The 25,156-nt window shown below is 59.1% G+C and carries 22 protein-coding genes and 1 riboswitch; of the genes, 13 read left to right on the top strand and 9 right to left on the bottom strand.

The features are described from left to right. Nucleotide 1 precedes the first annotated feature (1 nt). From ACIQWP_RS27590 to ACIQWP_RS27560, 7 genes are all read left to right on the top strand, one after another. Nucleotides 2-1,750, top strand: coding sequence for an FAD-dependent oxidoreductase (locus tag ACIQWP_RS27590; protein ID WP_402794432.1), 1,749 nt, complete (start codon nt 2-4; stop codon nt 1,748-1,750). Continuing rightward, nucleotides 1,723-2,565 carry a class I fructose-bisphosphate aldolase gene (locus tag ACIQWP_RS27585; protein ID WP_402794429.1) on the top strand — a complete coding sequence of 281 codons (843 nt, stop codon included), beginning with the start codon at nt 1,723-1,725 and terminating at the stop codon, nt 2,563-2,565. The genes ACIQWP_RS27590 and ACIQWP_RS27585 overlap by 28 nt, the downstream gene beginning before the upstream one ends. 33 nt (nt 2,566-2,598) lie before the next feature. After that, nucleotides 2,599-4,128, top strand: coding sequence for an FGGY-family carbohydrate kinase (locus tag ACIQWP_RS27580; protein WP_402794425.1), 1,530 nt, complete (start codon nt 2,599-2,601; stop codon nt 4,126-4,128). After that, entirely contained in the window at nt 4,125-5,744 is a 1,620-nt protein-coding gene (locus ACIQWP_RS27575) for a GMC family oxidoreductase (RefSeq protein ID WP_402794423.1), read from the top strand. The genes ACIQWP_RS27580 and ACIQWP_RS27575 overlap by 4 nt, the downstream gene beginning before the upstream one ends. 302 nt (nt 5,745-6,046) lie before the next feature. Further along, nucleotides 6,047-7,378: a TadE/TadG family type IV pilus assembly protein gene (locus ACIQWP_RS27570; protein WP_402794539.1), complete on the top strand. Its 1,332-nt coding sequence runs from the start codon at nt 6,047-6,049 to the stop codon at nt 7,376-7,378. Beyond that, nucleotides 7,375-7,905, top strand: a complete 531-nt coding sequence (locus ACIQWP_RS27565; RefSeq protein ID WP_402794421.1) for a TadE/TadG family type IV pilus assembly protein — start codon at nt 7,375-7,377, stop codon at nt 7,903-7,905. Before ACIQWP_RS27570 ends, ACIQWP_RS27565 begins: the two co-directional genes overlap by 4 nt. A gap of 1 nt (nt 7,906) precedes the next feature. Then, nucleotides 7,907-8,491 (top strand): TadE/TadG family type IV pilus assembly protein, encoded by a 585-nt coding sequence (locus tag ACIQWP_RS27560; protein ID WP_402794419.1) that lies wholly within the window; start codon nt 7,907-7,909, stop codon nt 8,489-8,491. Nucleotides 8,492-8,531: 40 nt separating this feature from the next. Here ACIQWP_RS27560 and ACIQWP_RS27555 read toward each other — a convergent pair whose 3' ends face one another. Further along, nucleotides 8,532-9,683 (bottom strand): ROK family transcriptional regulator, encoded by a 1,152-nt coding sequence (locus tag ACIQWP_RS27555; protein WP_402794416.1) that lies wholly within the window; start codon nt 9,681-9,683, stop codon nt 8,532-8,534. Nucleotides 9,684-9,934: 251 nt separating this feature from the next. Between ACIQWP_RS27555 and ACIQWP_RS27550 the strand changes: the two genes are divergently transcribed. From ACIQWP_RS27550 to ACIQWP_RS27530, 5 genes are all read left to right on the top strand, one after another. Continuing rightward, the gene (locus ACIQWP_RS27550; RefSeq protein WP_402794414.1) at nt 9,935-10,996 is read left to right on the top strand and encodes an AraC family transcriptional regulator; all 1,062 of its coding nucleotides are present in this window, start codon (nt 9,935-9,937) and stop codon (nt 10,994-10,996) included. A 494-nt stretch (nt 10,997-11,490) separates the two neighbouring features. Further along, nucleotides 11,491-12,834, top strand: a complete 1,344-nt coding sequence (locus ACIQWP_RS27545; RefSeq protein ID WP_402794411.1) for an MFS transporter — start codon at nt 11,491-11,493, stop codon at nt 12,832-12,834. 104 nt (nt 12,835-12,938) lie between these two features. Next, nucleotides 12,939-14,828: a bifunctional sugar phosphate isomerase/epimerase/4-hydroxyphenylpyruvate dioxygenase family protein gene (locus tag ACIQWP_RS27540; RefSeq protein ID WP_402794408.1), complete on the top strand. Its 1,890-nt coding sequence runs from the start codon at nt 12,939-12,941 to the stop codon at nt 14,826-14,828. 83 nt (nt 14,829-14,911) lie between these two features. Continuing rightward, nucleotides 14,912-15,583, top strand: a complete 672-nt coding sequence (locus ACIQWP_RS27535) for a TetR/AcrR family transcriptional regulator (protein WP_402794406.1) — start codon at nt 14,912-14,914, stop codon at nt 15,581-15,583. A 138-nt stretch (nt 15,584-15,721) separates the two neighbouring features. Beyond that, nucleotides 15,722-16,591: a shikimate dehydrogenase gene (locus tag ACIQWP_RS27530; protein ID WP_402794403.1), complete on the top strand. Its 870-nt coding sequence runs from the start codon at nt 15,722-15,724 to the stop codon at nt 16,589-16,591. Between the two features lie 153 nt (nt 16,592-16,744). On the opposite strand, the gene ACIQWP_RS27525 is transcribed toward ACIQWP_RS27530, so the two are convergent. Next, nucleotides 16,745-17,629: a LysR substrate-binding domain-containing protein gene (locus ACIQWP_RS27525; RefSeq protein WP_402794401.1), complete on the bottom strand. Its 885-nt coding sequence runs from the start codon at nt 17,627-17,629 to the stop codon at nt 16,745-16,747. Between the two features lie 127 nt (nt 17,630-17,756). On the opposite strand from ACIQWP_RS27525, the gene ACIQWP_RS27520 reads away from it, so the two are divergent. Beyond that, nucleotides 17,757-18,617 carry an urea carboxylase-associated family protein gene (locus ACIQWP_RS27520; protein ID WP_402794400.1) on the top strand — a complete coding sequence of 287 codons (861 nt, stop codon included), beginning with the start codon at nt 17,757-17,759 and terminating at the stop codon, nt 18,615-18,617. Between the two features lie 116 nt (nt 18,618-18,733). Here ACIQWP_RS27520 and ACIQWP_RS27515 read toward each other — a convergent pair whose 3' ends face one another. The 7 genes from ACIQWP_RS27515 to ACIQWP_RS27485 form a co-directional block, all read right to left on the bottom strand. Further along, nucleotides 18,734-19,084: a hypothetical protein gene (locus ACIQWP_RS27515; protein ID WP_402794397.1), complete on the bottom strand. Its 351-nt coding sequence runs from the start codon at nt 19,082-19,084 to the stop codon at nt 18,734-18,736. 161 nt (nt 19,085-19,245) lie between these two features. Further along, nucleotides 19,246-19,857, bottom strand: a complete 612-nt coding sequence (locus ACIQWP_RS27510) for a thiamine phosphate synthase (RefSeq protein ID WP_402794394.1) — start codon at nt 19,855-19,857, stop codon at nt 19,246-19,248. Continuing rightward, the gene (locus ACIQWP_RS27505) at nt 19,854-20,627 is read right to left on the bottom strand and encodes a thiazole synthase (RefSeq protein WP_402794392.1); all 774 of its coding nucleotides are present in this window, start codon (nt 20,625-20,627) and stop codon (nt 19,854-19,856) included. The genes ACIQWP_RS27510 and ACIQWP_RS27505 overlap by 4 nt, the downstream gene beginning before the upstream one ends. A 3-nt stretch (nt 20,628-20,630) precedes the next feature. Then, nucleotides 20,631-20,828 (bottom strand): sulfur carrier protein ThiS, encoded by a 198-nt coding sequence (thiS, locus tag ACIQWP_RS27500; protein WP_402794390.1) that lies wholly within the window; start codon nt 20,826-20,828, stop codon nt 20,631-20,633. Continuing rightward, entirely contained in the window at nt 20,819-21,799 is a 981-nt protein-coding gene (thiO, locus tag ACIQWP_RS27495) for a glycine oxidase ThiO (protein ID WP_402794387.1), read from the bottom strand. The genes thiS and thiO overlap by 10 nt, the downstream gene beginning before the upstream one ends. Nucleotide 21,800: 1 nt before the next feature. After that, nucleotides 21,801-23,627 (bottom strand): phosphomethylpyrimidine synthase ThiC, encoded by a 1,827-nt coding sequence (gene thiC, locus ACIQWP_RS27490; protein ID WP_402794385.1) that lies wholly within the window; start codon nt 23,625-23,627, stop codon nt 21,801-21,803. Nucleotides 23,628-23,719: 92 nt separating this feature from the next. Continuing rightward, a riboswitch (TPP riboswitch) is annotated at nt 23,720-23,851 on the bottom strand. 133 nt (nt 23,852-23,984) lie between these two features. Continuing rightward, nucleotides 23,985-24,728: a hypothetical protein gene (locus tag ACIQWP_RS27485; protein ID WP_402794383.1), complete on the bottom strand. Its 744-nt coding sequence runs from the start codon at nt 24,726-24,728 to the stop codon at nt 23,985-23,987. Nucleotides 24,729-25,156 lie beyond the last annotated feature (428 nt).

Below are 25,156 nucleotides of genomic sequence, written 5' to 3'. Positions count from 1 at the left end.
CATGAATCGTGAAGAGACGTTGGACGGGCTTCGCCGAAGCCCGAAGGTGGACGTGTGTGTCATCGGAGGCGGCATCAACGGCATCAGCGTCTTTCGGGAGCTGGCGCTGCAGGGGCTGAACGTGCTTCTGATCGAGAAGCACGACTATTGCTCCGGAGCGAGTGCGGCACTGTCGCGCATGGTGCATGGCGGCCTTCGCTATCTGGAGAATGGCGAGTTCAAGCTGGTACAGGAATCGCTCATCGAGCGTGATCGCCTGCTGCGCAACGCCCCGCACTATGTCGCACCGCTGCCGACGACGGTGCCGGTCTTCGATATCTTCTCCGGGCTTGCCAATGGACTGGTCCGCTTCCTTGGGCTGTCCCGCCGGCCCAGCCGCCGCGGTGCCATCGCCATCAAGGCGGGCCTCAGCATCTACGATTTCCTGACGCGCAAGCGGGCGATGATGCCGCGCCATCAGTTTCGCGGTCGGCGCAGCACGCTCGCCAAGTGGCCGGCGCTCAACGCCGACATCAAGAGTTCCGCCACCTATTACGACGCCTGGGTCAGTCACCCGGAGCGCCTCGGCATCGAATTGCTGGACGACGGGCTGTCTAGCGGATCGAGGGCGCTGGCGCTGAACTACGCCGAGATTCGTGTGTCGGGCGGGGGCCGATATCTCGTGCATGACACCATCACCGGCTCTTCGGCGACGATCGAGCCGTCACTCATCATCAATGCAACTGGCGGATGGATAGACATTACCAACGGCACGCTCCTTAAACCCGAAATACGGACAATCCCTCTGATGGGCGGAACCAAGGGATCTCATCTCATCATCGACAATGCGGCGCTTTACGAGGCGCTCGCCGGTCACATGATCTACTACGAGAACGAAGATGGCCGGATATGCATCCTGTTTCCTTACCTGGGTAAGGTCCTGGTCGGGTCGACCGATATCCGCATCGACGATCCCGACAGCGTGCGCTGCGAGGCAGACGAGCGGGATTACATCTTGCAATCCCTGTCCTTCGTTCTTCCCGATATCAAAATCCGGCCCGAAGAGGTCGGCTTTCAGTTCTCGGGCGTGCGTCCGCTACCGGCGAGCACCGACAGCTTCACCGGCCGCATCCCGCGCGATCATTTCTGCACGGTCATCGATGCCGCCGATGGCGGTCCGTCGGTGGTGTGCATGATCGGTGGCAAATGGACGACCTTTCGCTCCTTCGGCGAACTTGCGGCCGATCTCGCCCTCGAGCGGCTTGGCAAAGAACGCCGCATCTCGACAGCGGATCGGGCGATCGGCGGAGGTCGGCGATTTCCGCTCGACCGCGCCGCATGGATCGCTCAGGTGGCGACGGAAAAGGGAATTGCGGGCAGCCGCATGGCGGTGCTCTTCGGCCGCTACGGCACGCAGGCCGAAGCGGTCGCCGGGTTCATTGCGATAGCAGCCGACAGGCCCATGCCGCACCCGGACTACACGGAGCGCGAGCTGCTTTTTCTCATCCGCAACGAAGCAGTGGAGCATCTCGACGATCTGCTGCTGAGGCGCACCACGCTTGCCATATCGGGCAATCTTTCACAGCAGATGATGGACGCGGTGCTCGATCTTCTCGCGGCGGAAAAGGCGTGGACACCGGCACAGCACAACGCCGAGCGTGACCGCTTTCTCACCCTCTTGCGTGAACGCCATGGCGTCACCGAGAGCACCCTTTCCGAACGGAACGAACAAAGGAACATAGAATGCGAAGCAACAGCAAAGTCCGGATGAACCGGCTGTTCAATGGCGGCCGCTGCCTGGATGTGGCCATCGATCACGGCGTCTGCAACGAGCCTTCCTTCCTCAACGGCCTCGAAGATATGCCGGCCGTCGTGGAGACACTGGTGAAGGCGGCACCCGATGCAATCCAGATGAATTACGGGCAGGCAGATCTGCTGCAGAATGTTGCTGCCAAGGATAAGCCGGCGCTCGTCATGCGCATCGACATGGGAAATCCTTACAACCGGACGCGTCACAGGGATATGTGGGCCGTGCTCCAGAATGAGGCCGAGCCACTGATCGGTGCAATCGAGATGGATGCGGCCTGCGTCGTCGTCAATCTCTTCATGCTGCCCGACGAGCCAGATCTGTTTCGCCAATGCGTGCAGAATATTGCCCGCGTGCGCGCGGACTGCGACAAATATGGCCTGCCGCTGATGATCGAGCCTCTTGTGATGCAGCCGGTCGACCAGGCCGGCGGCTACATGGTCGATGGCGACGCGGACAAGATCGTGACTCTGACGCGGCTTGCCCGTGAGATGGGAGCGGATATCGTCAAGGCCGACCCGACGACGAATGCGGAGGATTTTCATCGGGTTGTCGAGGCGGCCCGCTGCCCGGTCCTGGTTCGCGGCGGTGGCAAGGAAGACCTTCGCGCCGTCTTTGACAAATCGGCGGCCTTGATGCGGCAGGGCGCCATGGGCATGGTCTATGGACGCAACATCTATCAGCATGCCAATCCGAGCGCTGTCGTGCGCGGGCTGATGGCGATCATACATGACGATGCAAGCGGCGAGGGCGCCTTCGCGCTTTACCAGCGCGGCTGATCGTAAAGACTGGGGCCTTGGGAGGGGCTTTGCATGGCAGATTATCTCTTGGGGCTCGACGCCGGCAACACCGTCATCAAGGCGGTAATCTTTGACCGGGAGGGCAACGAAATCGCGGCGGCGGCAGAAGAGGGGCATAGCCGCATGCCATGCGCCGGACAGGTGGAACGCGGGCTCGACGAACTCTGGGCCAATGCCTGCAAGGTCATCCGAAATTGCATCGAACAGGCCGCGATCCAGCCGCAGGACATCGCCGCAGTGGGCTGTGCCGGCCACGGAAACGGGCTTTATGCGCTCGATCGTGATGGTCAGCCGCTGCTCGGCATTCAGTCGCTCGATACGCGCGCGGCTGGCCTTGTCGAGGAATGGCAGGCTCAAGGCGTCGGCGACCGCACCTATCCGATCGGCCAGCAGCGGCCCTGGCCGTCGCAGACGCCGACATTGCTCGCCTGGCTGAAGCAATATCGGCCTGAGACCTTCGCAAGAATTGGCACGGTCTTTCTGTGCAAGGACTTCATCGTCAATCGGATCACCGGCGTGCGGGTCAGCGAAGTGTCCGATATGACCGGCTGTGGTTTGCTCGACGTTGCCAACCGCCGTTACGATCGCGTGCTGATGGAGGCCTATGGCCTTGGCGACTGCATGGAGCTTCTGCCGCCGTTGATCGAGAGCGCCGATATCGCAGGACACGTCACCGAAGAAGCCGCCAGTCAGACAGGGCTTGCCGTCGGCACACCTGTCGTCGGCGGACTGTTCGATGTCATCGCATCGGCCATCGGCTCCGGCATCACGCGGACGGGTGACGCCTCGATCATCGCCGGAACCTGGAGCATCAATCAGGTCATTATCGACAGGCCGCAATTGGCAGGCCCCGTCTTCATGTCCTCAACCTTCGATCGGCAGCGTTATATGGCGATCGAGTCGAGCGCCACCTCGGCGGCAAACCTCGAATGGCTGGCGCGGGAATTCTTTTCCGACGTTGCGACAGACGGGCGCTCGCCCTTCGATCTCTGCGGCGAGCTTGCCGCCGCTATTGTACCGGCTGCGGACGACCCGATCTATCACCCGTTTCTCTATGGGGCACAGCAGAACGGCAGCGCCCGCGCCGGTTTTTACGGTGTTGCCGGCTGGCACACGAAGGGGCATCTGGTGCGCGCCGTCCTCGAAGGCGTCGCTTTCGGCCATCGCGAGCATATAGAGACGATGCGCGGCGCAGGCGCAGTCTTCAACGAAGCAGTGCTTTCGGGCGGCGGTTCACGAAGCTTGATCTGGCCCCAGATATTTGCCGATGTGCTGGGATTGCCGGTGTCGATCGCACGCTCTCGCGAAACAGGCGCGCTCGGGGCAGCGATCGTGGCGGGAACGGGCGCCGGTATCTTTGCGAATTTTACAACGGGTGCGGCCTCGATGGTGCGGATGGAACGCAGCTACGTTCCGAACAGGCATCTGGAAGCGCACTATGCACGGCGCTACGGCCTCTACCACGATATCGCCGAAGCGATGGCCCCGATCTGGCGCCGTCTTGCCATGGGCAACGAACCGGTCGCGGGAGCCATAAAATGAGCAAGTCTTCGAACGGGGAGATTGCCGGCGCCGGCTCATATGACTTCATCATCGTTGGAGCGGGATCGGCAGGATGCGTCCTGGCCAACCGCCTCTCCGCAAATCCGGCAAACAGTGTCCTGCTTCTAGAGGCAGGAGGCAGCGACCGCTATCATTGGGTCCACATTCCGATCGGATACCTCTTTTGTATGGGTAATCCGCGCACGGATTGGATGATGAAGACCGTGCCGGAGGCGGGGCTCAACGGCCGTTCGCTTCCCTATCCGCGCGGCAAGTTGCTCGGCGGCTGCTCCTCGATCAACGGCATGATCTATATGCGTGGCCAAGCTGCCGATTATGATGGATGGCGGCAGGCGGGCAATGTCGGATGGGGCTGGGATGACGTGCTGCCCTACTTCCTCAAATCCGAAGATAATTACCGCGGACGCTCCGAAACGCATGGGGCCGGCGGAGAGTGGCGGGTGGAGCGTCAGCGCCTTTCCTGGTCGGTTCTCGATGCGTTTCGAGATGCGGCGGAGGAGCTCGGTATCCCGAAGACGGACGATTTCAACGGCGGTGACAACGAGGGCTCGGGCTATTTCGAAGTTAATCAGCGCGGTGGGCTGCGCTGGAACACCACGAAGGCGTTTCTCCGCCCGGCACTGAAGCGACCCAATCTGCGGGTCCTTACTGGTGCGGAAACGGAGACGCTTCAGTTCGAGGGCTTGCGAGCCACCGGCGTCCGGTTTCGCCTAAACGGAAAGATGCATGAAGCGCGTGCCCGTCGTGAAATCATCCTTTCCGCCGGTGCGATTAATTCACCGAAGATATTGGAGTTCTCCGGCATAGGCAGGCCCCAGATACTGCAGGCGGCCGGCATCGACGTCATGCATCCGCTGAATGGGGTCGGTGAGAACCTGCAAGACCACCTGCAAATCCGCACAGTTTTCCGCATCGAAGGCGCAAAGACGTTGAACCAGCTCTACCACAACCTCTTTTCCCGCGCCGGCATGGGCTTGGAATATGCGCTTCGCCGCTCTGGCCCGCTTTCCATGGCGCCGAGCCAGCTCGGTATCTTTGCCAAGAGCGATCCGGTCTTGGCGACCGCTGATCTCGAATACCATGTCCAACCGCTCAGCACCGACAGATTGGGCGAGCCGCTGCACCGCTATCCAGCCGTCACGGTCTCGGTTTGTAACCTGCGACCGGAAAGCAGAGGCACTGTTCATGTCTCCGAGCCAGATGTCCGGACGGCACCTGCGATAAGGCCAAACTATCTCTCGACCCACGGTGATCGCATCGTTGCAGCAAGATCGATACGCCATGCGCGCAGATTGATGCAGGCAAGGGCAATATCGAGGTTCGCACCTAAGGAACTGCTGCCAGGCGTCGAGTTTCAAAGCGATGAAGAACTGATCCAAAGGGCAGGGGACATCGCAACAACCATTTTTCATCCCGTTGGAACGTGCAGGATGGGAGGTGACGACGATGCCGTCGTTGACCAGGAATTGCGCGTCCGTGGTCTCTTGGGAATTAGGGTCGTAGATGCCTCCATCATGCCGACCATTGTTTCAGGCAACACCAATTCGCCCGTCATCATGATCGCTGAAAAAGCGGCTGACATGATCGCCAATTGAAACAACGCGTCCGCGAGAAAATGCGAGTAACATCGATTTGTTTCACATTTTGAAATACCGCGATGGTTCTCAACTTCGACGAAGCAGAGCGTCATTTTCCAACGACGAATCAACACCCCAAGGTAACGTTTCGTAGGATTTCGGGACGGGGCGCCGATATCCAAAAAGCGCATCATGGCCAAATCGCGCAGAAAGCTGAATACGCAGCCAGGAATCCGGCGGATCGCGAGGCGATGTAAAGAACTGATTAAGGTCAAATCGGCCTCAGTAGCGCATTAGTATGATAAATATTGGTGCCGACGTTGAAGCCAAGACATTTCATTTTATGTGATTATCTCATTGCGCTCTTGCGAAGGCTGCTTCGAAGCGAGCACGGCAATGTCGCGATTGTCGTCGCCCTCTCTCTGGTTCCGATGATACTCGCGGTCGGCGCAAGCCTCGATTACATCCGTGCCTATAATGCCAGGCAACGTATGCAAAGCGATCTCGATGCGGCGTTGATCGCAGCAGTGAAGCAGATCAATACAGCTGATACAGATGCGCTCAAATTAAAGGTAGCGGATTGGTTCAGCGCTCAATCGGAAAGCAGCTACTCAGTTGGCAATATCGATATAGATACGAGCAATCACAAGATAACCGCGACCGCGAGTGGTGTCGTTCCGACAACGCTCATGAAGATCGCTGATATCAACAATGTTCCGGTGAGTGTTGCAAGTTCCGTAAAAGGTCCGGCAACGTCCTATCTGAATGTCTATATTGTCATCGACAAATCCCCATCGATGCTTCTAGCGGCAACAACCGCTGGCCAACAGGCGATGTATAGTGGAATCGGTTGCCAGTTCGCCTGTCATACGGGGGATGCACATACGGCCGGAGGCGTCAGCTATAGTGACAACTATGCTTATGCTCATGCCAAGGGGATAAAACTGCGAGCCGATGTCGCCGTGGATGCCGTCAATGAGGTCATCGATCTGATCGACAAGGCAGATAGCAGCCACACGCGTATCAAAGTCGGGCTTTACAGTCTCGGAGATACGACCACGGAAGTTCTGCCTCCAACACTGGAGACAACCGACGCACGCAAGCGCTTGTCGGATGACAGCTATGGGCTGACGAGCGCAACATCCACGACCTACACTTACTTCGACGTCGCTCTGCCGGCACTGCAGCAGAAGGTCGGAACCGGCGGAGATGGCAGCTCCTTGGCCAAGCCACTCAAATTGGTCCTGTTGCTGACGGACGGCGTTCAATCGAAGCGCGAGTGGGTGACGGACGGTGCTAAATCCTGGAACAAGGTTGCCCCGTTCAATCCTGACTGGTGTGCCTATCTGAAGAACCAGTCGAGCACCATGGCGGTTCTTTACACCGAATATCTGCCCATTACCACCGACTGGGGTTACAACGCCACGGTTGGTTCGACGATGTCGAGCGCCAATTGGCATAGCACCTGGGGCGGTACCATGGATAGCGGCGTGCCTTCGAGCATCACACGACGAGATTACATTCCTTACGCACTTGCCGACTGCGCGTCGTCCAAGAGCCTGTTTATCTCGGCCTCTTCGTCGACGGATATTGTTTCCGGGCTATCGGCTCTGTTCACGCAGTATCTTGCATCAGTACGGCTGACCCAATGAGCTGGCTTCGATCGTCGAGAGTTCTGGTTGGTCTGATTACGGATCGCAAGGGTGCGGCGGCGGTCGAATTTGCATTGCTGATCCTGCCTCTATCTCTGATCATCTTCGCCATCATAGAGGTATCGGTGATGTTTTTCGCAGCGTCGAGCCTCGATGCCTCGGTGAAGAAGATCTCTCGCATGATCCGCACAGGCGAGGCTGCGTCCGCCAATATGACGCTGACCGATTTCAAGGCGAAGATCTGTGCCGACATGCTCCTTGCCTTCAGCTGTTCGGATAATCTCCTGGTCAAGGTCGATGTCATCTCCAACCTGTCGGCCGTCACCAGCACCGCTCCGATTGACAGCACAGGCAATCTCACCGTCACCGAGACCTTCGCCACCGGCAAGGCGAGCGACTACATGTTGGTACAGGCGTTTCTGCCCTGGAGTTCCGTCGTCAACTATTTCACCTTTTCCAACGCAAAGCTGGCGGACGGTCGATATCTCCTCGGCGCGACCGTTCTATTGCGCAACGAGCCTTCCTGACATGACAATCGAGCATCATCATCCGCGACCCCGGATCGCCGTCACCCGTCTTCGGCGCTTGATGAAGGATCGTGCCGGCGTCTCAGGTGTGGAGTTTGCGCTGGTTTTGCCGCTCCTGCTCCTGCTTCTGGCGGCGAGCGTCGACCTCGGCCATGCCTTGACGGTCAGCCGCAAGATCGATGAAATTGCCTCCACGACCGGTGACGTCATTTCGCAGCAGGGCACATGGACAAAATCCAATGTCGCGGGACTGCTCTCGGGGATGAGCTTCATCCTGCAGCCTTACGATACCACGGCATTGAGGATCACGGTCGCGGTGGAGGATGTGCCGACAAACGGCAATGCGACGGTCAATTGGTCGGCTGCGTTCAACACCTCTGCGCCTGGCTCCGGCTCTGCAAGCGCCATTGCCGTGCCTGCAAAGATACAGGAGGCAGGCGTGCAGGTCGTCCTGACCCGGGTGCAGTACACCTTTACAACGCCGCTTTCCGCCTTTCTCGGCAGCTTCACGGGGATCAGTGGCTATAGCTTTGATCGCTACTTTTTTAATAGGCCGCGAACAGCCGATAAAATCGCCTATAACTAGTCGCCATCCTGATCGGCATGTCCGAAGCCGAAGGCTCTGGTCACAGGACGGTCTCAAATAGCGGAATCAAGGCCGCCCCGGTAGCGCCGGGAGCGTCAAGCACTTCAGCCACGGCAAGTCTGGGGACGTCGCGCAACGCGCCGTGCCGAGGTAGATTATTCATCTCAGTCCGCTCGATGAGCATTTTTGCCAATGGGGGCGGGAGTTCGCCGCCAAGGACGATCAAGGCCGGGTCGAATACCGCGCAGATCGCGTTGATGGCGCGGTTGTGCGCCGGCGCAACGCGATCGATCCACTCGGTAACGCCGTCCCAGGTCGAGACGCCTTCGCCTTTGAGATCCCGCAAGGTCAGATCCGGCCGCCCTTTGGTGCGCAGATGCTCAAGCAGCAGGCCAAGCGCCGGGCGGTCATCGTAGTCCTTGCGATCGAAGAGAACGGAAAATTCGCCGGCATTTCCGAAATTGCCGCGAAATGGCATGCCTCCGGAAACCAGGCCACCGCCGTAACCGTGAAGATGGGCGATATAGGCGAAATCCGCGACCTCGCGACCGACGCCGAAGATTGCTTCCGCCAAGGCCGCCGTCCGGGCGACATTGTCTGCCCACACCGGCAGGCCAAGCTGTTTTCCAACGAGTGGAGCCAAGTCGATCAATGACCAATGGGCAAGCGGCAGGGGACAATTGAAAGCGGTATCGAGCATACGATGGCCGCTGACGGCAAGACCGACGCCAAGGATATCCCGCCGCTTGGCATTCCGCCGGGCAAGAAGATCCTCGACCGCGGCTTCGATACGATCCATCTCCGTGGAAAGGGACGATCCCGCTTGCGGAATTTCCATTTTCTCCAAGGGTTCTCCAAACCCCATGAGGCAAAGACCGATCGAACCGACATTTATGGAAATGCCGAGTGTCAAACACCAGTCCTTGCAAAGACTGAGCTCCGGACTGGGGGGACCAGGGCGGCGAGCGTCCGACGACGTGAAAACAATCATTCCCCGGTCGTGGAGCCGCGCGACGATCCTGTGCAGCGATTGCTGGGTAAGGTCGAGCGGCTCGGTCAGATCGGAGCGCTCGATCCCCGGAGACTTCCAGATCAGCCGCAACAGGTCGCGTTCGTTGCGAGAGGCAACCCGTAAAGGTTGTAAATCTCGCAAAAAATGGGCCGCAACATGGTCTAACGGATCATACTTCATTTTTGAATCGTTGTGATTTACACTGCGAGTGTAAAACCTACTTGAGGGTGCCTGCTTCCAGCAAACGGAGGGATTTCGTTTCTAGCTTCTGGCTCTGCTTACCTGAACAAGATCGGTCAATCCAGTTGCGATGATGGCTTTTTGCGGGTGGCTGAAAGAAGGAACGATATCAGCGCTGCGACGGCGTCGAACACTCTGCGGGAGAGGGCAAAAGGTAAGGCGAGCCATATAAAGGGGAAAGACAGAATTGCATGATATCACTAAGATTCGAGAATCTGGCGCGCGCTCCCTTGCATGCGGTCGACGGCTTTACACCAACGCATGAAGGCAATGATTTCGAATCGATGGTTCGGGCTTTTTCGACCAGCTATGGGGCCTTTGGCGCCAGGCCCCTGATCAACGAGCGAGCCTTTGCCTGGGAAGCGGATGTGCGAACGAGCGGAGCGTTCACCGTCGTTCACTCCGCTTATCAGAGCCCCTGGGAGGTGCAAACTCTCGAGGAGACCCCGCAACACCTGGCGTTTTATATTCCACACACGGGTTCGTTGCGGCTGACCGTTGGCAAAAAGATTGCGGAAGGCGGGGCGGGCCATCTTCTCATGGCCAATAACCATGAGGCGGGCAATCGCTATGTCCAAGGCGGCCCGCACCGTTCGGATGCCCTCCTTCTCGATTGGAAGGTGGTGAGGCGAATGCTCGTTTCGCTCTTTGAAACGCCGATTCTTGGGGCGCTTGACCTGGAACCAGTTATCGACCTCTCAATGCCTTCAGGCCGGCTTATTGGCAATCTGGTGCTAACGATCGTGCAGGGCATGCGCAATAACGGCCCGCTTCTGTCTTCGCCTCTTGCCGTGTCGACAATGAGTGAGACGCTCGCCGATCTCGTGATCCGATGCGCTCCTCATCGTCTTTCCGGCTATTTGGAGGAAAAGAAGGTATCGATGATTGCACCTTGGCATGTCCGGCGCGCCATCGATTACATGCATGTGAATATCACCGAGCCCTTTACCATATCGATGGTTGCGGATGATGTCGGCGTTTCGTTGCGCGCGCTGCAAATGGGCTTCAAAGCTTTCAAGGGAACATCTCCGGGGGCATACCTACGCTCAATGAGGCTGAGTGCGGCACGCGATCAACTGCGCGACCCTATGAACCAACAGTCTGTTCGCGAGATCTGCACCAGATGGGGTTTCTTTCACCCGGGAAGGTTTTCCGTTATCTATCGCAGCGCCTTTGGAGAGAACCCAAGCGACACGCGCGCACGAGCCGCAGCCTCGCGATGGGAAGCTCTTGGCGCTGCCAAGATCGTGTAAAATACTAGGCTCTCGTCATCCTGGCTGGACCGTGGACGCTCCAGTTATGGAATAGAAGTGTGATCCTTTCGGAGGAGAAGGTAGAGCCTGCCTGCAGGGACAAGGGTTCCCGCTTCGGCGTTACCGCAACTCTTCTGACGATCGTCTCTACCATTTCGTGTCTGAGCGGTTCGCATGTAGTCACGCTCCTTGGAAATGATCCACCATTTCATATCTCCTGAAGAGGACGGTAGCGATGTCTTCCCACACCCCAACAGGCAACGTGCGATAGAGCGGATTGTGGTCGAACGCACTATTCAAATCAGCCGTTGAGGCAGGGTACTTTACAAAACGAACTAGTTCGTACATTATTTTCCATGAGGAGTGGCGAGTGTGGCTGCAGGCAGTGCCAGTGACCACCAGGCAATCTTGGATGTCGCACAGAAGGGCGTGGCGAAAGCTGGCGCTCAAGGGGTCGGCATGTCTTCGCAACGGAAATGCTCTGGGGAGGAGTAATGATGAAAACACCAGTCGAACATAAAACGCCAAAGCGCGCCGCCTTGGCGAGCTGGCTTGGAAGTGCCGTCGAATATTACGATTTCTTCGTCTACGGGACGGCGGCGGCCTTGATCTTTCCAAAGATATTCTTCTCTGCGGAAGATCCGCAGACCGCAGCAATCGCCTCGTTCGCCACTTTTGGCGTCGCCTATATCATGCGCCCGCTGGGTGCCGTTATCCTCGGGCACGTCGGCGACAGGTTCGGCCGCAAGAAGGTGCTGACGTTCACCCTGTTGCTCATGGGTTTTTCGACCTTCGTCATCGGCTGCCTGCCGACCTATGATCAGGCCGGCATCCTGGCGCCGATGCTTCTGGTTCTGGCACGTCTGCTGCAGGGCATTTCCGCTGCTGGCGAGCAGGCCGGCGCCAGCTCGATGACGCTTGAACATGCTCCCGAACACAGGCGTGCCTTTTTCACCAGTTTCACGCTGAGCGGAACTCAGGCCGGATTGATCCTTGCAACCCTGGTCTTCATACCGCTGGGGAGGCTCGATGAAGCTGCACTGTTGTCTTGGGGGTGGCGCATTCCGTTCTTCCTGAGCTTCGTCGTCGTCATCGTCGGGTTCTGGGTTCGTCGCACGCTCGCCGAAACGCCAGCCTTCCTGGAAGAAAACAAGAAAGGCGAGGTCGTTAAGCTTCCGTTGGTGTCGCTGATCACGAACTATTGGGCCGATGTCCTGCGCATCATCTTTGCCGCATTGATTTCGGTCGTCAGCACGATCTTCAGCGTCTTCACCTTGTCCTATGCGGTCAACACCATGCATATCGACCGCTCCACCATGCTGACCGTGCTGGTCCTCGCCAATCTCGTGGCGCTCGGCGCCATCCCGCTATGGGCGATCCTGGCCGACCGCATCGGCCGCAAGCCCATCTTCATCTTCGGCGCCATTGGCTGTGCAATTCTGATCTGGCCTTATATCTGGGCAATCAGCCAGAACAACCTGACGCTCGTTTTCGCGCTGGGCATTCTGCTTTCGGGCGTGGTCTACAGCGCCTCCAACGGCATCTGGCCGGCGCTTTACGCCGAAATGTTCGATACGCGCGTGCGCTTGTCCGGCATGGCGGTCGGCACGCAGATCGGCTTTGCGCTCGGCGGCTTCGCGCCAACGATCAGCGCGGCCTTGATGGGCACCGGGCCGATGGGATGGGTGCCGGTCGCGGCATTTACCTCGATCACAGCGCTGATTGCGGCTGTTTCCGCTGCAACCGCAACCGAGACCTATCGGACGCCGATCGATCAACTCGGCAAGGATGCGCGCCGTTTCGCCGCTGTGCCACCGCATACCAAACGTGCCGTCTGAACCTGAACGGGTGCCGGCGCATTGTGCCGGCACCTCGCCGTAGTAGCTGGGCACGCGATCGCGGATGAGTTTGTTGGAAATCACCAAATGGATGGGATGACACAATGAAGACCTCGATCGCGACCGTCTCGATCAGCGGTGACCTCAAGGAAAAGCTTCACGCCATCGCAAAGGCCGGCTTCGATGGCGTCGAAATCTTCGAGAACGACTTCCTTGCCTTCGATGAATCGCCTCGCCAGGTCGGCCAGATGGTTAGGGATTACGGCTTGGAGATTACCCTCTTTCAGCCGTTCCGCGATTTCGAGGGTATGCCCGAGCCGCTGCGAAGCCGTACTTTCGATCGTGCCGAGCGTAAATTCGATCTCATGCAGGAAATGGGCACGGATCTTGTGCTGGTATGCTCGAACGTCTCCTCGGTGGCGCTCGGCGGCATCGACCGTGCCGCCGCCGATTTCTTCGAGCTCGGCGAACGCGCGGCAAAGCGCGGCCTGCGGGTCGGATACGAGGCGCTCGCATGGGGACGGCACATTCATGATCACCGCGATGCCTGGGAGATCGTCCGCCGTGCCGATCATCCGAATATCGGGGTGATTCTCGACAGCTTCCATACGCTCTCGCGCAAGATCGACGTCAATTCGATCCGGTCGATCCCCAAGGAGAAGATCTTCATCATCCAGCTTGCCGATGCGCCGCTGATCGACATGGATCTCCTCTACTGGAGCCGTCATTTCCGCAACATGCCGGGCGAGGGCGATCTGCCCGTGCTCGATTTCATGAATGCGGTGGCGGCGACCGGCTATGACGGTTATCTCTCGCTGGAGATTTTCAACGATCAGTTCCGTGGCGGCTCGCCGACGGCCATTGCCGTCGACGGCCGACGTTCGCTCATCTATCTCGGTGACCGGGTTCGCCAAGCAGAGAGCGACAACAATCTGACCCTGGTACCCATGCCTCCCCGTGCCGAAGTCGAGGCTGTCGCCTTCGTCGAGTTTACCGTTGACGAAGGCGAGATATCGACCCTTTCCGACCGATTGCGAACGCTCGGCTTCCGGCATGTGGGTCGCCACAAGACCAAGCGCGTCGATGTTTTTAGCCAAGGCGGCATCAATCTGGTCGTCAACGCAGATCAGGGTGGGTTCGCGGGTGCGTCCTACGCCATGCACGGGCAGTCGGCCTACGCGATGGGACTATGGGTCAATGATGCGCAGGCGGCTCTTGCGCGCGCCGTTGCGCTTGGTGCCGAGCGATTCGAACAATCGCTCGACCCCGGCGAGATCGGAATGCCGGCGATACGCGGTGTCGGCGGCGGCATCCTGTATTTTCTCGATCGCAAAAGCTCGCTCGGCCGAATCTGGGAGATCGAGTTCGATCCGGTCAACGACGATACCGTGCTGCAGCCGGTCGGCCTGAAGCGCATCGACCACGTCGCGCAGACCATGAAATATGAAGAGCTACCGACCTGGCTACTGTTCTATACTTCGATCCTCGATGTACATAAGACGCCGATGGTCGATATTATCGATCCCGCCGGTGTCGTTAGAAGCCAGGTTGTCGAAAATGGCCAGGGTACATTGCGGATTACGCTGAACGGCGCCGAGAACCGCAATACACTGGCCGGGCATTTCATTGCAGAGACATTCGGCTCGGGCATTCAGCATCTGGCTTTCGCCACCGACGACATCTTCGCGACGGCGGCGGCCCTATCGGCCAATGGTTTTGCCACATTGGGGATCTCGCCGAATTACTATGATGATCTGGAAGCCAGATTCGGCCTCGATCCGGATTTCACCGACAGCCTGAAGACGTATAATATCCTTTACGATCGGGACGAGCATGGCGAATATTTCCAGCTCTACAGCCCGACCTATGGCGAGGGCTTTTTCTTCGAGGTCGTCCAGCGCAGCGGCTATCGCGGCTATGGCGCAGCGAACGCCATCTTCCGGATCGCGGCGCTGAGGCGGCATCTGCGACCGATTGGTCTGCCGAAGCTTTAAGCTCTCCCCATTCGCGTGAAGGCTGTGTTAAAGCTTTGATCTTCGATGGCCGACATGGACGAATCCAGGAAGACGAGCAAGGCATGACCAAAGCGCAAGCGGCCAAGATCGCGCGCCTCCCGCGAAAAAACGACCCAGACGCGACCAAGGAAAATATCCTGAAGATTGCGACGGAGGAGTTTGTCGCTGCAGGCTTTTCCGGCGCACGCGTCGACGAGATCGCCGAGCGCACCAAGACCTCCAAGCGCATGATCTACTATTATTTCGGCAGCAAGGAGGGACTCTATCTCGCCGTTCTCGAACAGGCCTATACCAAGATCCGCACCCTGGAGAGCGAACTCGATCTCCAGAAGATGCCGCCCGTCCGGGCCATGGCGCAATTGATCGAAAGCACCTTCGATCACGACGATCAGAACCCTGATTTCGTCCGTCTCGTCAGCATCGAGAACATTCATCGTGCCGAGCACATGAAGCGCTCGGTCGTCCTGTCGCAAATGAATATCGCCGTAATCGATATCATTACCGAGATCCTGGCACGAGGCTATGCCGACGGCAGTTTTACCCGCCGGGTTGACCCGGTCGACCTGCACATGATGATCAGCGCGCAGTGCTTTTTTCGGGTGTCCAATCGTCACACCTTCGGCGCGATATTTGAACGAGATCTGTCGTCTGACGAATTGAAGAGGCGACACAAGGCATTGATCGTTGATGCGATCCTGGCTTTCTTAAAGGCGGCCCCCTCGGAGATTTTATGAGAGGCTGAAGCCCGATGATGGTGTCGTCGAGCGTTGCCAAGGATAGGTTTTTGCGTTGTTTGTTGACTTTACGTACTAGTTCGTACATTTTGATTTCGAGCTGTGATATGGCTAAGACTCGCTGCTCGGGAGGATAGATTGAACACTCAGGTTGCCATCAGTTCGCGTCAGCTTCGCGTCGGTCTCATTGGTGCTGGCATCGGCCGTTCACTGACGCCGACCATGCACATGCGCGAAGGCGAGAATTATGACCTTTCATATCGCTATGATCTCATCGACCTGGAGGCGCGTGGCCTCGGCGTATCGGATCTGCCAGCCCTTATCGATGAGGCTGAAGCCGAGGGTTTTGCCGGCCTGAATATCACACACCCCTGCAAGCAGGCGGCTGTCGCCCTGGTCGACGAGCTGTCGCCGGATGCGCAGACGCTGCACTCGATCAATACAATCGTCTTTCGCGGCGGGCGCAGGATAGGCCATAATACGGATTGGTGGGGATTTGCGGAAAGCTTTCGTCGCGGGTTGGCCGGAGCCTCGCTCGAATATGTCGTGCAGCTCGGGGCTGGCGGCGCTGGTGTCGCTGTTGCTCACGCCGTCGCGCAAATGGGCGCGCGCGCGATTGAGATATTCGATCTCGACCCGTCTCGCGCGCAAGCGCTTGCAGATCAACTGCAGCGAGCACATCGCAAATGCTCTTTCTCGGTCGGCAACGATCTCGCCGCCGCCTTAAATGTCGCCGACGGTCTGGTCCATGCGACGCCGACTGGCATGGCTGCGCATCCCGGTTTGCCGCTTGAGGCGCGACTCGTTGTAGATCGCTTATGGGTTGCGGAAATCGTCTATTTCCCGATCGAAACGGAATTGGTGAAGCTCGCAACGCAAAGCGGATGCCGCGTTCTCGATGGCGGCGGCATGGCAGTTTTCCAGGCGGTCAAGGCCTTCGAATTGTTCACCGGGATTCGCCCCAATGCGGAGCGCATGATGCAGCATTTCAACTCGCTGCGTGCCTAGAGACAAGCTCATCGGCTAGCAACTATCTAAAACTCCATAAATAAAGACCGGGATCAGGCCGTCGACGCGGTATTCGTGGCGGCATGAGCATCGTGTGATCGGCATGTTGAAGCTCGGTAGCCTCCTTTCTGCAAATTCGTCTAACCGGGCAATTTACAGATTCGACGCCAGAACGGCTTCGCCATTGGCGGCAATCAGCCATTCGCGAAAGATTTGCGCCTGGTCGGAAAGACGGCTGGCCTCGAGCAGCCAATAGGACTTGTCCGTGTCCAGCGGCGTGTCGAACAGGGTGACCAATGTGCCATTGGCCAGTTCTTCCGAAATCAAGGCGCTCGGGCAGAGACCGACGCCCTGGCCGCCGATAACAGATGCGATCATCAGGCTGAAATCGGCAAAGATCGGACCGGGCTTCAGAGGCTGGTGGATATTCTCAAGCGCGAACCAGCGTGTCCAGGCGGCCGTCGTTTCATCGTGCAGGAGATCCAGTCCGAGAAGATCGGCTGGTTTTCCGATCGGTCCGTGACCGTGTTCATACTGCGCCGAACAGGTCGGCCGCGTTTCGGCTGTCAGTAGCGAGATGGCATGCGCTGCCGGTCTTGGCCCGTGGCGGATCAGCAGATCGACGCTTGCGGCCTCCGGTGTCCTTGCGTCGAGCGCGTAGACGATGTTGATCTGGATCTCGGGGTATTCCCTCCTGAAGGCCGGCAGTCGCGGTATCAGCCAGCGGGTGGCGACGGATGCAATGCATGCCACGCTGACTGGTCGGGTATTGCCGGCAAGCCGCAATTGCCGGGCGGCGATGTCGATATGTCCGAGACCGTTTGCAACAGCCGCTCCGAATTCGCGACCGGATATCGTCGCTGTCACGCCGCGGGCATGGCGCGTAAACAGCTTGACGCCGAGCCATTCCTCCAGCGTGCGCACATGCTGGCTTACGCCCGCGGCCGTGAGATGGAGTTCGGCAGCCGCTTTGGCGAAACTCTCGTGACGGATGGCGGCCTCGAAGGCGCGAAGGGAGGCAAGTGGGACATGTTGCATTCCGCAAGGCTAAGTAAGGCTTAGCCAAAGCACAAGGCCAATCGCCGTTGCGCAAGGGCGAGGTATCCTTACATTGCTGCCAAAATCAATGTCTCGGCTCTAAACCGGTGAGGAATGAAAAGTCGCCATGAACAGTATTTTCGATATGCCCGCTCCCGCCGATGCCGAGGAACGGCGCGGCAAGCCGCCTGTTGTCGTCTACCCGAACGGCACACTGCCGCCGGCTGACTTGGATGTGCTGCAGGCGGTAAGGCAGACAATGACCAAAATTGCCGAAGTCATCGTGGCCCCGCGCGAAGGCGCCGGCTTCCGCGTGCCGAAGGGGCATTTCTTCCGCATTGTCAGCGTCGAGGGGGCGCAGGTGGGGGACCTCAATCTGTGGAACGCCGCCGATCTCTCGGAGCGCTTCTTCAGCGGCAAGACGCGGGCTCTGCACGCCACCCATGTCGGTGTCGGCGATCGGCTATGGAGCACGCTGCCTTACCTGCGCCCGATGGCAACGATCACCCACGATACGCTTGGCTGGTACGGTTGGGACGCGGACGGAGCCGGCGTCCACGACGTCATCGGCACGCGCTGCGACCCCTACACCAACCGGCTGCTGAAGGGCGACGACTATCATTATTGCTGCCATTCGAACCTGTCGCGGGCCCTCGCAAAGGAAATGAACATCCCCGTCCAGGAGGCGGAGCTCCATGTTCACGACGTGCTGAACGTCTTCATGTGCACCGGCTTTACGCGCGACACGCATCAATATTTCATGAAGGCGAGCCCGGTGCGGCCGGGCGATTTCATTGAATTCTTCGCGGAGATCGACCTTCTCGGCGCGCTCTCGGCCTGCCCGGGCGGGGATTGCGGCAGCGAGCATTCGAGCGATAGCGTGCCCTGCTATCCACTGCAGGTGGAGATTTGGCGACCCGAACCTGAGAGCCTTGCCGGTCGAGTTTTCCCGGAGCGCAACGCCTACCCGAGGACGCATGGACTGTAATTTGTCGGCCGTCGCCGCAGGCATAAAATAGTTTACCGGCGGTTTTGGGCCGCCGGTAAATCTAAAGTCATCTATCGAACTATGCGTACACTCAAGGCAGACGCATCGTTGATTGCTTAGTTACAAACGCGAACGCGCTCGTAATGCCAACCGTCGTCATACTGGTTCTCGACCTGGCGGCTTTCGAACCAGCATCTCGGCGGTGGGGGAGCTACCTCGTAAACCGGGCCCCTGTTTGCAAGGGCGCCACCGACGATCAAGCCGCCGAGGAGACCTGCGGCAACACCGCCGGCAATGGCACCGCCATTGCCGTGGTGATGGCGACGCCAATCGTCATGGCCACGCCAGTCGCCTCGATAGGGGCCGCGGCCGTCGTAATACTGCGCCTGTGCGTAGCTGACAGGCGCCAATGCGCCACCTACCACCGCAGCAGCCAGCAAAACCGTAAGAACCGTCTTCTTTATCATGACTACCTCCAAAGCAGCCTTTATGCTCAGCGAATGCGCGAGTCATTTAATCAACGTCTTAAGCATGATTATGTTCAGCTGAATATTTTATGAATACGCCGTTCATCGGGCGACAGACGCTGAAAATCGCACTTTTGCACGGTGCTATTGCCCCGATCTTGTCAATTTCGAGGCAATCGCCGTGTGGTTTTGATCCATTCGAGCGTTCGCGATTCGGGGTCGCGGTTGCGCGTGATGTCAGTCACGACGGCCGCAATGTCGGCGCCGTGCTCGAACACGCCGGCGATACGCTCGACGGTCAGGCCACCGATTGCGACAAGCGGGAGATCGCCGATGCGGGCCTTCCACTGGCCGATGCGTTCCAGCCCCTGGGGCGCCCAGGGCATGGCCTTGAGGATGGTCGGATAAATCGGCCCGAGCGCTATATAATCGGGTTCGGCAGCGAGCGCCGTCGCCAGTTCCGCCTCGTCGTGCGTTGACAGCCCCAGCTTCAGTCCGGCTGCCCGTATGGCAGAGAGATCGGCGGTCGAGAGATCCTCCTGGCCGAGATGGATGAAGTCGCAACCCTCCTCAATCGCGAGCTGCCAGTAGTCGTTGACGATCAATTGGCACCCGTGGGCGGCGCAAATTGCCTTCGATTCGCGAATTTCGGCGCGGATCTCGGACAGCGGGCGATCCTTGATGCGCAACTGCACCAGTTTGACGCCGAGCGGCACCAGCCTCCTTATCCAGGCGGCACTATCGACAATCAGATAGAAGGGGTCGAGCGTCACGAGAAGACCGCCTTTCCAATAATGGGCGTCGAGGGCACGGCCATATCGCGCGGCTCCAGCATACCGGCGCCAGACGCCTGCCGGCCGGCATCGATCGCCTTGGCGAAGGCTTCCGCCATCGCCGCCGGGTCGCCGGCGCCGGCAACGGCTGTGTTCAAGAGCACGGCATCGAAGCCGAGTTCCATGACGACAGCCGCATGGGAAGGCCTGCCGATACCGGCGTCGACGATCAGCGGCACCTCGGGGAAATGTGCCCGTATCGAGCGCAGCGCCGAGAGGTTGAGCGGCCCTGCAGCCGTGCCGATCGGCGCGCACCATGGCATCAGCACCTTGCAGCCGGCGTCCAGCAGCCGCTCGGCGACGACCAGATCGTCCGTCGTATAGGGAAAGACCTCGAATCCCTCGTCGGTAAGGATTTTCGCCGCTTCCACCAGCGCAAAGACATCCGGCTGCAGCGTGTCATGGTTGCCGATGACTTCGAGCTTGATCCAGTTAGTCCGGAAGACCTCGCGCGCCATCTTCGCTGTTAGCACGGCTTCGGATACGCCATGGCAGCCGGCAGTATTGGGAAGGACGCGAACGCCGAGTTCGCGAATCATCTCGAAGAAAGCTCCGCCATTGCGCCCGCCCGCCGTTTCCCGGCGCAGCGATACCGTCACGATCCCGGTTTGCGATCGTTTGACGGCTTCCGCCAGCATGGCCGGGGAGGGGTAGCGCGCCGTGCCGAGAAGAAGGCGTGATGCAATTTGGGTTCCATAGAGTTCAAGCACGGGTCAGCCTCCCTGCATCGGGGTCAGGATTTCGATCTTGTCATTGTCGAACAGGGTATGGTCGTTGCGCTCTTCGCGATGGATGAGTTCGCCGTTGACGGCGGTTGCCAGCCATTCGCCCTCATATTCGAGCGTGGTCAGAAGCTGCGACAATGTGGTCGCGTCGACGATCTGCGTTTCGCCGTTGATGATCAGGCGCATTGGCGGTTCCTGTCGCTGGTGTGTCCGGAAAAGATGAGATCCGCGGCCTCTGCTGCCAACGCTGGCGCCAGCAGGAAGCCGTGGCGATAAAGGCCGTTGATGAGGATGATCTTGCCCTCCCGCGCTACCTTCGGGAGGTTGTCCGGAAAGGCGGGTCGGATGCCGGCTCCGGTTTCGACGACGGCGGCATCGGCAAAGGCCGGATGCACGGCATAGGCCGCGTTCAGCAGCTCCATCAGCGAGCGGGCGCTTATCGCTCCGGGAAATTCCGTTTCGATCATTGTTGCGCCGACCATGAACAGGCCATTGCCGCGCGGCACGATATAGACGGGAAAGCGTGGATGCAGCAGGCGGACAGGCCGGGCGAGGGTGACCTCCTCCGTCCGCAGAAACGCCATCTCGCCCCGCACGCCGCGCAGCGCCTGGGTTTGGCCAATGCGGGCAGCTCCGGTGCAGTCGATGATTTCAGAGTATCCGGCATCATCGGCAATTTCATCGATGAAGGCGACGCCCTTTGCCGACAGATCGTCTTTCAATGACTGCAGGACGTCGCGGGGATCGAGATGCGCTTCCTGCGGAAAGAACAGGCCCTGTCGGAAGCGACCGGCAAGCCAGGGTTCCAGGACGGCGATTTCGTCTTCGTCCACCCAGCGATAGCCCGTCGTGCGGCTCGCGAATCGCCTCAGCTCGTTTTGATCGCGGTTCGGTGCGATCACGAGCGTTCCGTTTCGGACGACCTTGCCGGGCAAAATCTTTTCCCAACGATCAGCGGAATCACGACCGCGCTCCAACACGGCCTCATCAGTGCTCTCCCGTTCGCACCAGGGCGCCAGCATGCCTCCGGCGAGCCAGGAGGCGGCGCGGAGAAAGTTTCGGCTTGGGTCCGAGATCGTGACCTCAGCCCCGCGCCGGATCAGTTCGTGGGCGACCGTGAGGCCGGCAACGCCGGCCCCTTTGACGAGAGCACGCATCTCACTCGGCCGGATGTGCGGTGGCGTCGATCGGCATATAGAGGTCGCCACCCTCCCGATATTTTGCCGCCATCGCCTCCAGCCCCTCTTTCTGCGCCTCGGCGCGGATATCGTGCGAAATCCGCATCGAGCAGAATTTCGGGCCGCACATCGAGCAGAAATGCGCGACCTTGTGCGCTTCCTTCGGCAGGGTCTCGTCGTGGAAGCTGCGGGCGGTATCCGGGTCGAGCGACAGATTGAACTGGTCTTCCCAGCGGAACTCGAAGCGGGCGCGCGACAAGGCGTCGTCACGCACCTGCGCGGCCGGATGCCCCTTGGCAAGGTCAGCCGCGTGGGCGGCGATCTTGTAGGTGATGACGCCGGTCTTGACGTCGTTGCGATCGGGTAGCCCCAGATGCTCCTTCGGGGTGACGTAGCAGAGCATCGCGGTGCCGAACCAGCCGATCATGGCAGCGCCGATGCCCGACGTGATGTGATCGTAACCCGGCGCGATATCCGTCGTCAGCGGCCCGAGCGTGTAGAAGGGCGCCTCGCCGCAGACGGCAAGCTGCTTGTCCATGTTTTCCTTGATCTTGTGCATCGGCACATGGCCGGGGCCTTCGATCATCACCTGGCAATCCCTAGCCCAGGCGATCTTGGTCAACTCGCCGAGGGTTTCCAGCTCGGCGAATTGCGCGGCGTCGTTAGCATCGGCGATCGAGCCGGGGCGAAGACCATCGCCCAGTGAGAAGGAGACGTCATAAGCGCGGCAGATGTCGCAGATTTCCTCGAAATGCTCGTAGAGGAAGCTTTCGCGGTGATGATGAAGACACCACTTGGCCATGATCGAGCCGCCGCGCGAGACGATGCCGGTGACGCGGTTGACGGTAAGCGGGATGTAATGCAGCCGCACGCCGGCATGGATGGTGAAATAGTCGACGCCCTGTTCGGCCTGTTCGATCAACGTGTCGCGATAGACCTCCCAGGTCAGGTCTTCGGCGATGCCGCCGACCTTTTCCAGCGCCTGATAGAGCGGCACGGTGCCGATCGGCAGCGGCGAATTGCGGATGATCCATTCGCGGATGTTGTGGATGTTGCGGCCGGTCGAAAGGTCCATGACGGTATCGGCGCCCCAGCGGGCGGCCCAGACCATCTTCTCGACCTCTTCCGCCATGGAGGAGGTGACGGCGGAGTTGCCGATATTGGCGTTGATCTTCACCAGAAAATTCCGGCCGATGATCATCGGCTCTGCCTCGGGATGGTTGATGTTGGCAGGGATGATCGCGCGACCGGCGGCGACTTCCTGGCGTACGAATTCCGGCGTCACATGGTCCGGGATATGAGCGCCGAAGCTTTCACCATCGCGAATCAGGGCTTCGGCTTTCGCCTTGCGGCCGAGGTTTTCGCGAATGGCGATGAATTCCATTTCCGGCGTGATGATTCCGGCGCGCGCGTAGGCAAGCTGGGTGACTGCCTTGCCGTCTTTGGCCCGCAGCGGCTGGCGCTTGGCCGGGAATTCCGGTGTCAGCCGTTCGCCGGTGACAAAGCCGTTGTCTTCGGGGCGCACATGGCGACCCTCATAAGCCTCGACATCGCCGCGGGCGAGCGCCCAGTCACGGCGCAGCTGTGGCAGGCCCTGCTCGATGCGGATGTCGGCGCCCTCGACGGTATAGGGGCCGGAGGAATCGTAGACGACAACAGGCGGCTCGCCCGATGTCGGATGGACGCTGATCTCGCGCATCGGCACGCGAATATCTGAATGGATGTCGCCCGCGACATAGATTTTTCGCGAGGCCGGCATCGGGCCTGTCGTAACGGTCGGAGTGAGGTTCTTTGCGGCAATGTTCATCGTTTGAGGCTCCAAGTTGTTGTTGGAGACCCAGTCAATCAGCCGGAATGATGAAAAGACGCCAGCATGGATTCCACGCGTGAATCCGTAGCCCTTGAGCGCTTGCACCGTCCCTACGCCAGTATGAACTGGATCAGGTTCAACGGGTCACTGCGCCACAACAGGCAAAGCCATATTGTCCAGCAGTATCTCAGCCCCTTGCCGGGACCCCCCTGGTGAATGCGGAAAGGCTAAGCCTTACCCTTGTCTTCTGTCAAGCCCGCAGCAGCGGCGGCATATTTGCCGCGATTGGCCATCCTTGCATCCGCAAGAATGCAACTTAATCGTGCAAATCTGGGTGTTCGGTATTGCGCCGCCTCAGTAACGCGGCGCGGTATTGCCGACGAAGCGATGAGGACCGGTGTGGGAGAGCTTGCTGGCCGTATCGAGCCAGATCTTGCCGCCCAGCGCTCGCCAGCGGTGACAAAAGGCGAAATCTTCGCTGAGATAGATTCCCGTCCCCTCCTCGATCATGCATTCGAACAGGGCGTATTGGGTGCCCGGCGAGCGTTTGGTGCTGGGATAGGCGTGGATTGCGTTGTAGCGCAGTTCCGGATAGGCGACGATCATTTTTTCAATGACGTTGCGCTTGATCAGAAGCATGCCTGTGCCTGCATAGATGGCACTGACGAAATCGCCTTCACGCTCGGCGACTTGGCCGACAAGCGGGGTGCCGACATAGTGAAGTGCGGCGGACGAAAGTGTTACGCCATCACGTGAATTGATGCGGGCGGCCGTGTCCCAATCGTAGTCCTTGATGGGATACATGGCGGCGACCACATCCTTGTCGGCTCCGAGCAGTCTCATGACCTGATCGGGCTCGAAGCTGATGTCGGCGTCGATGAAGAGCATGTGGGTCGCCGTGGTATCGTTCAGGAAAGACGAAACGAGCGTGTTGCGGCTGCGGGTAATCAGGGCGTCATTGCCGAGCAGAGCAAGTGTCAGTTGTATGCCCGCCTGCGCGCCCGTCTGCATCAGTGAAAAGATGGACTGCATGTAGTCCTTGGTAACGAGGCCACCGAAGCAGGGTGTCGCTATGAAGATCAGCCGGTTCTCATTCATTCGCGATTTTTCCCTCTTAGATGGCGCGACTCGCTGGAATCTAGGAAAATTCAATATTTCTGTGTGTACCGATTTATTGAATTTTGTTTCTGAACTTTGCTCAAGCCGGTGGACTAGGGCCCTCTTGCCGTTTCGTCGTGCCCGCCTCGATAGCATCGTCGCAATTGGGTTTGGTCGCCATGCTCCCGCCGATTGCCGAAACGCGCTACCATCAGATGTGGTTGATCGTCTTGATTGGCAGATGTTTGCATCAACAGGGATATCTCCGCGATCGCCGCAGGAAGCTCGATATGCCCGCCGTCGCAAGTTGCATTTAAGCAACATAGGCCAAGACTAACGCTTGAGCGTGTTTCATATAATTGACAAACATACGGGCTGTTTGTAAACCAAATACAGGACAAAAGTTGTCTTACGGTCGAGTAATCGGT

This window comes from Rhizobium sp. NPDC090279 (assembly GCF_044769665.1).
Lineage (GTDB): Bacteria > Pseudomonadota > Alphaproteobacteria > Rhizobiales > Rhizobiaceae > Rhizobium.
This window is presented reverse-complemented; position numbering and strand designations above follow the sequence as displayed.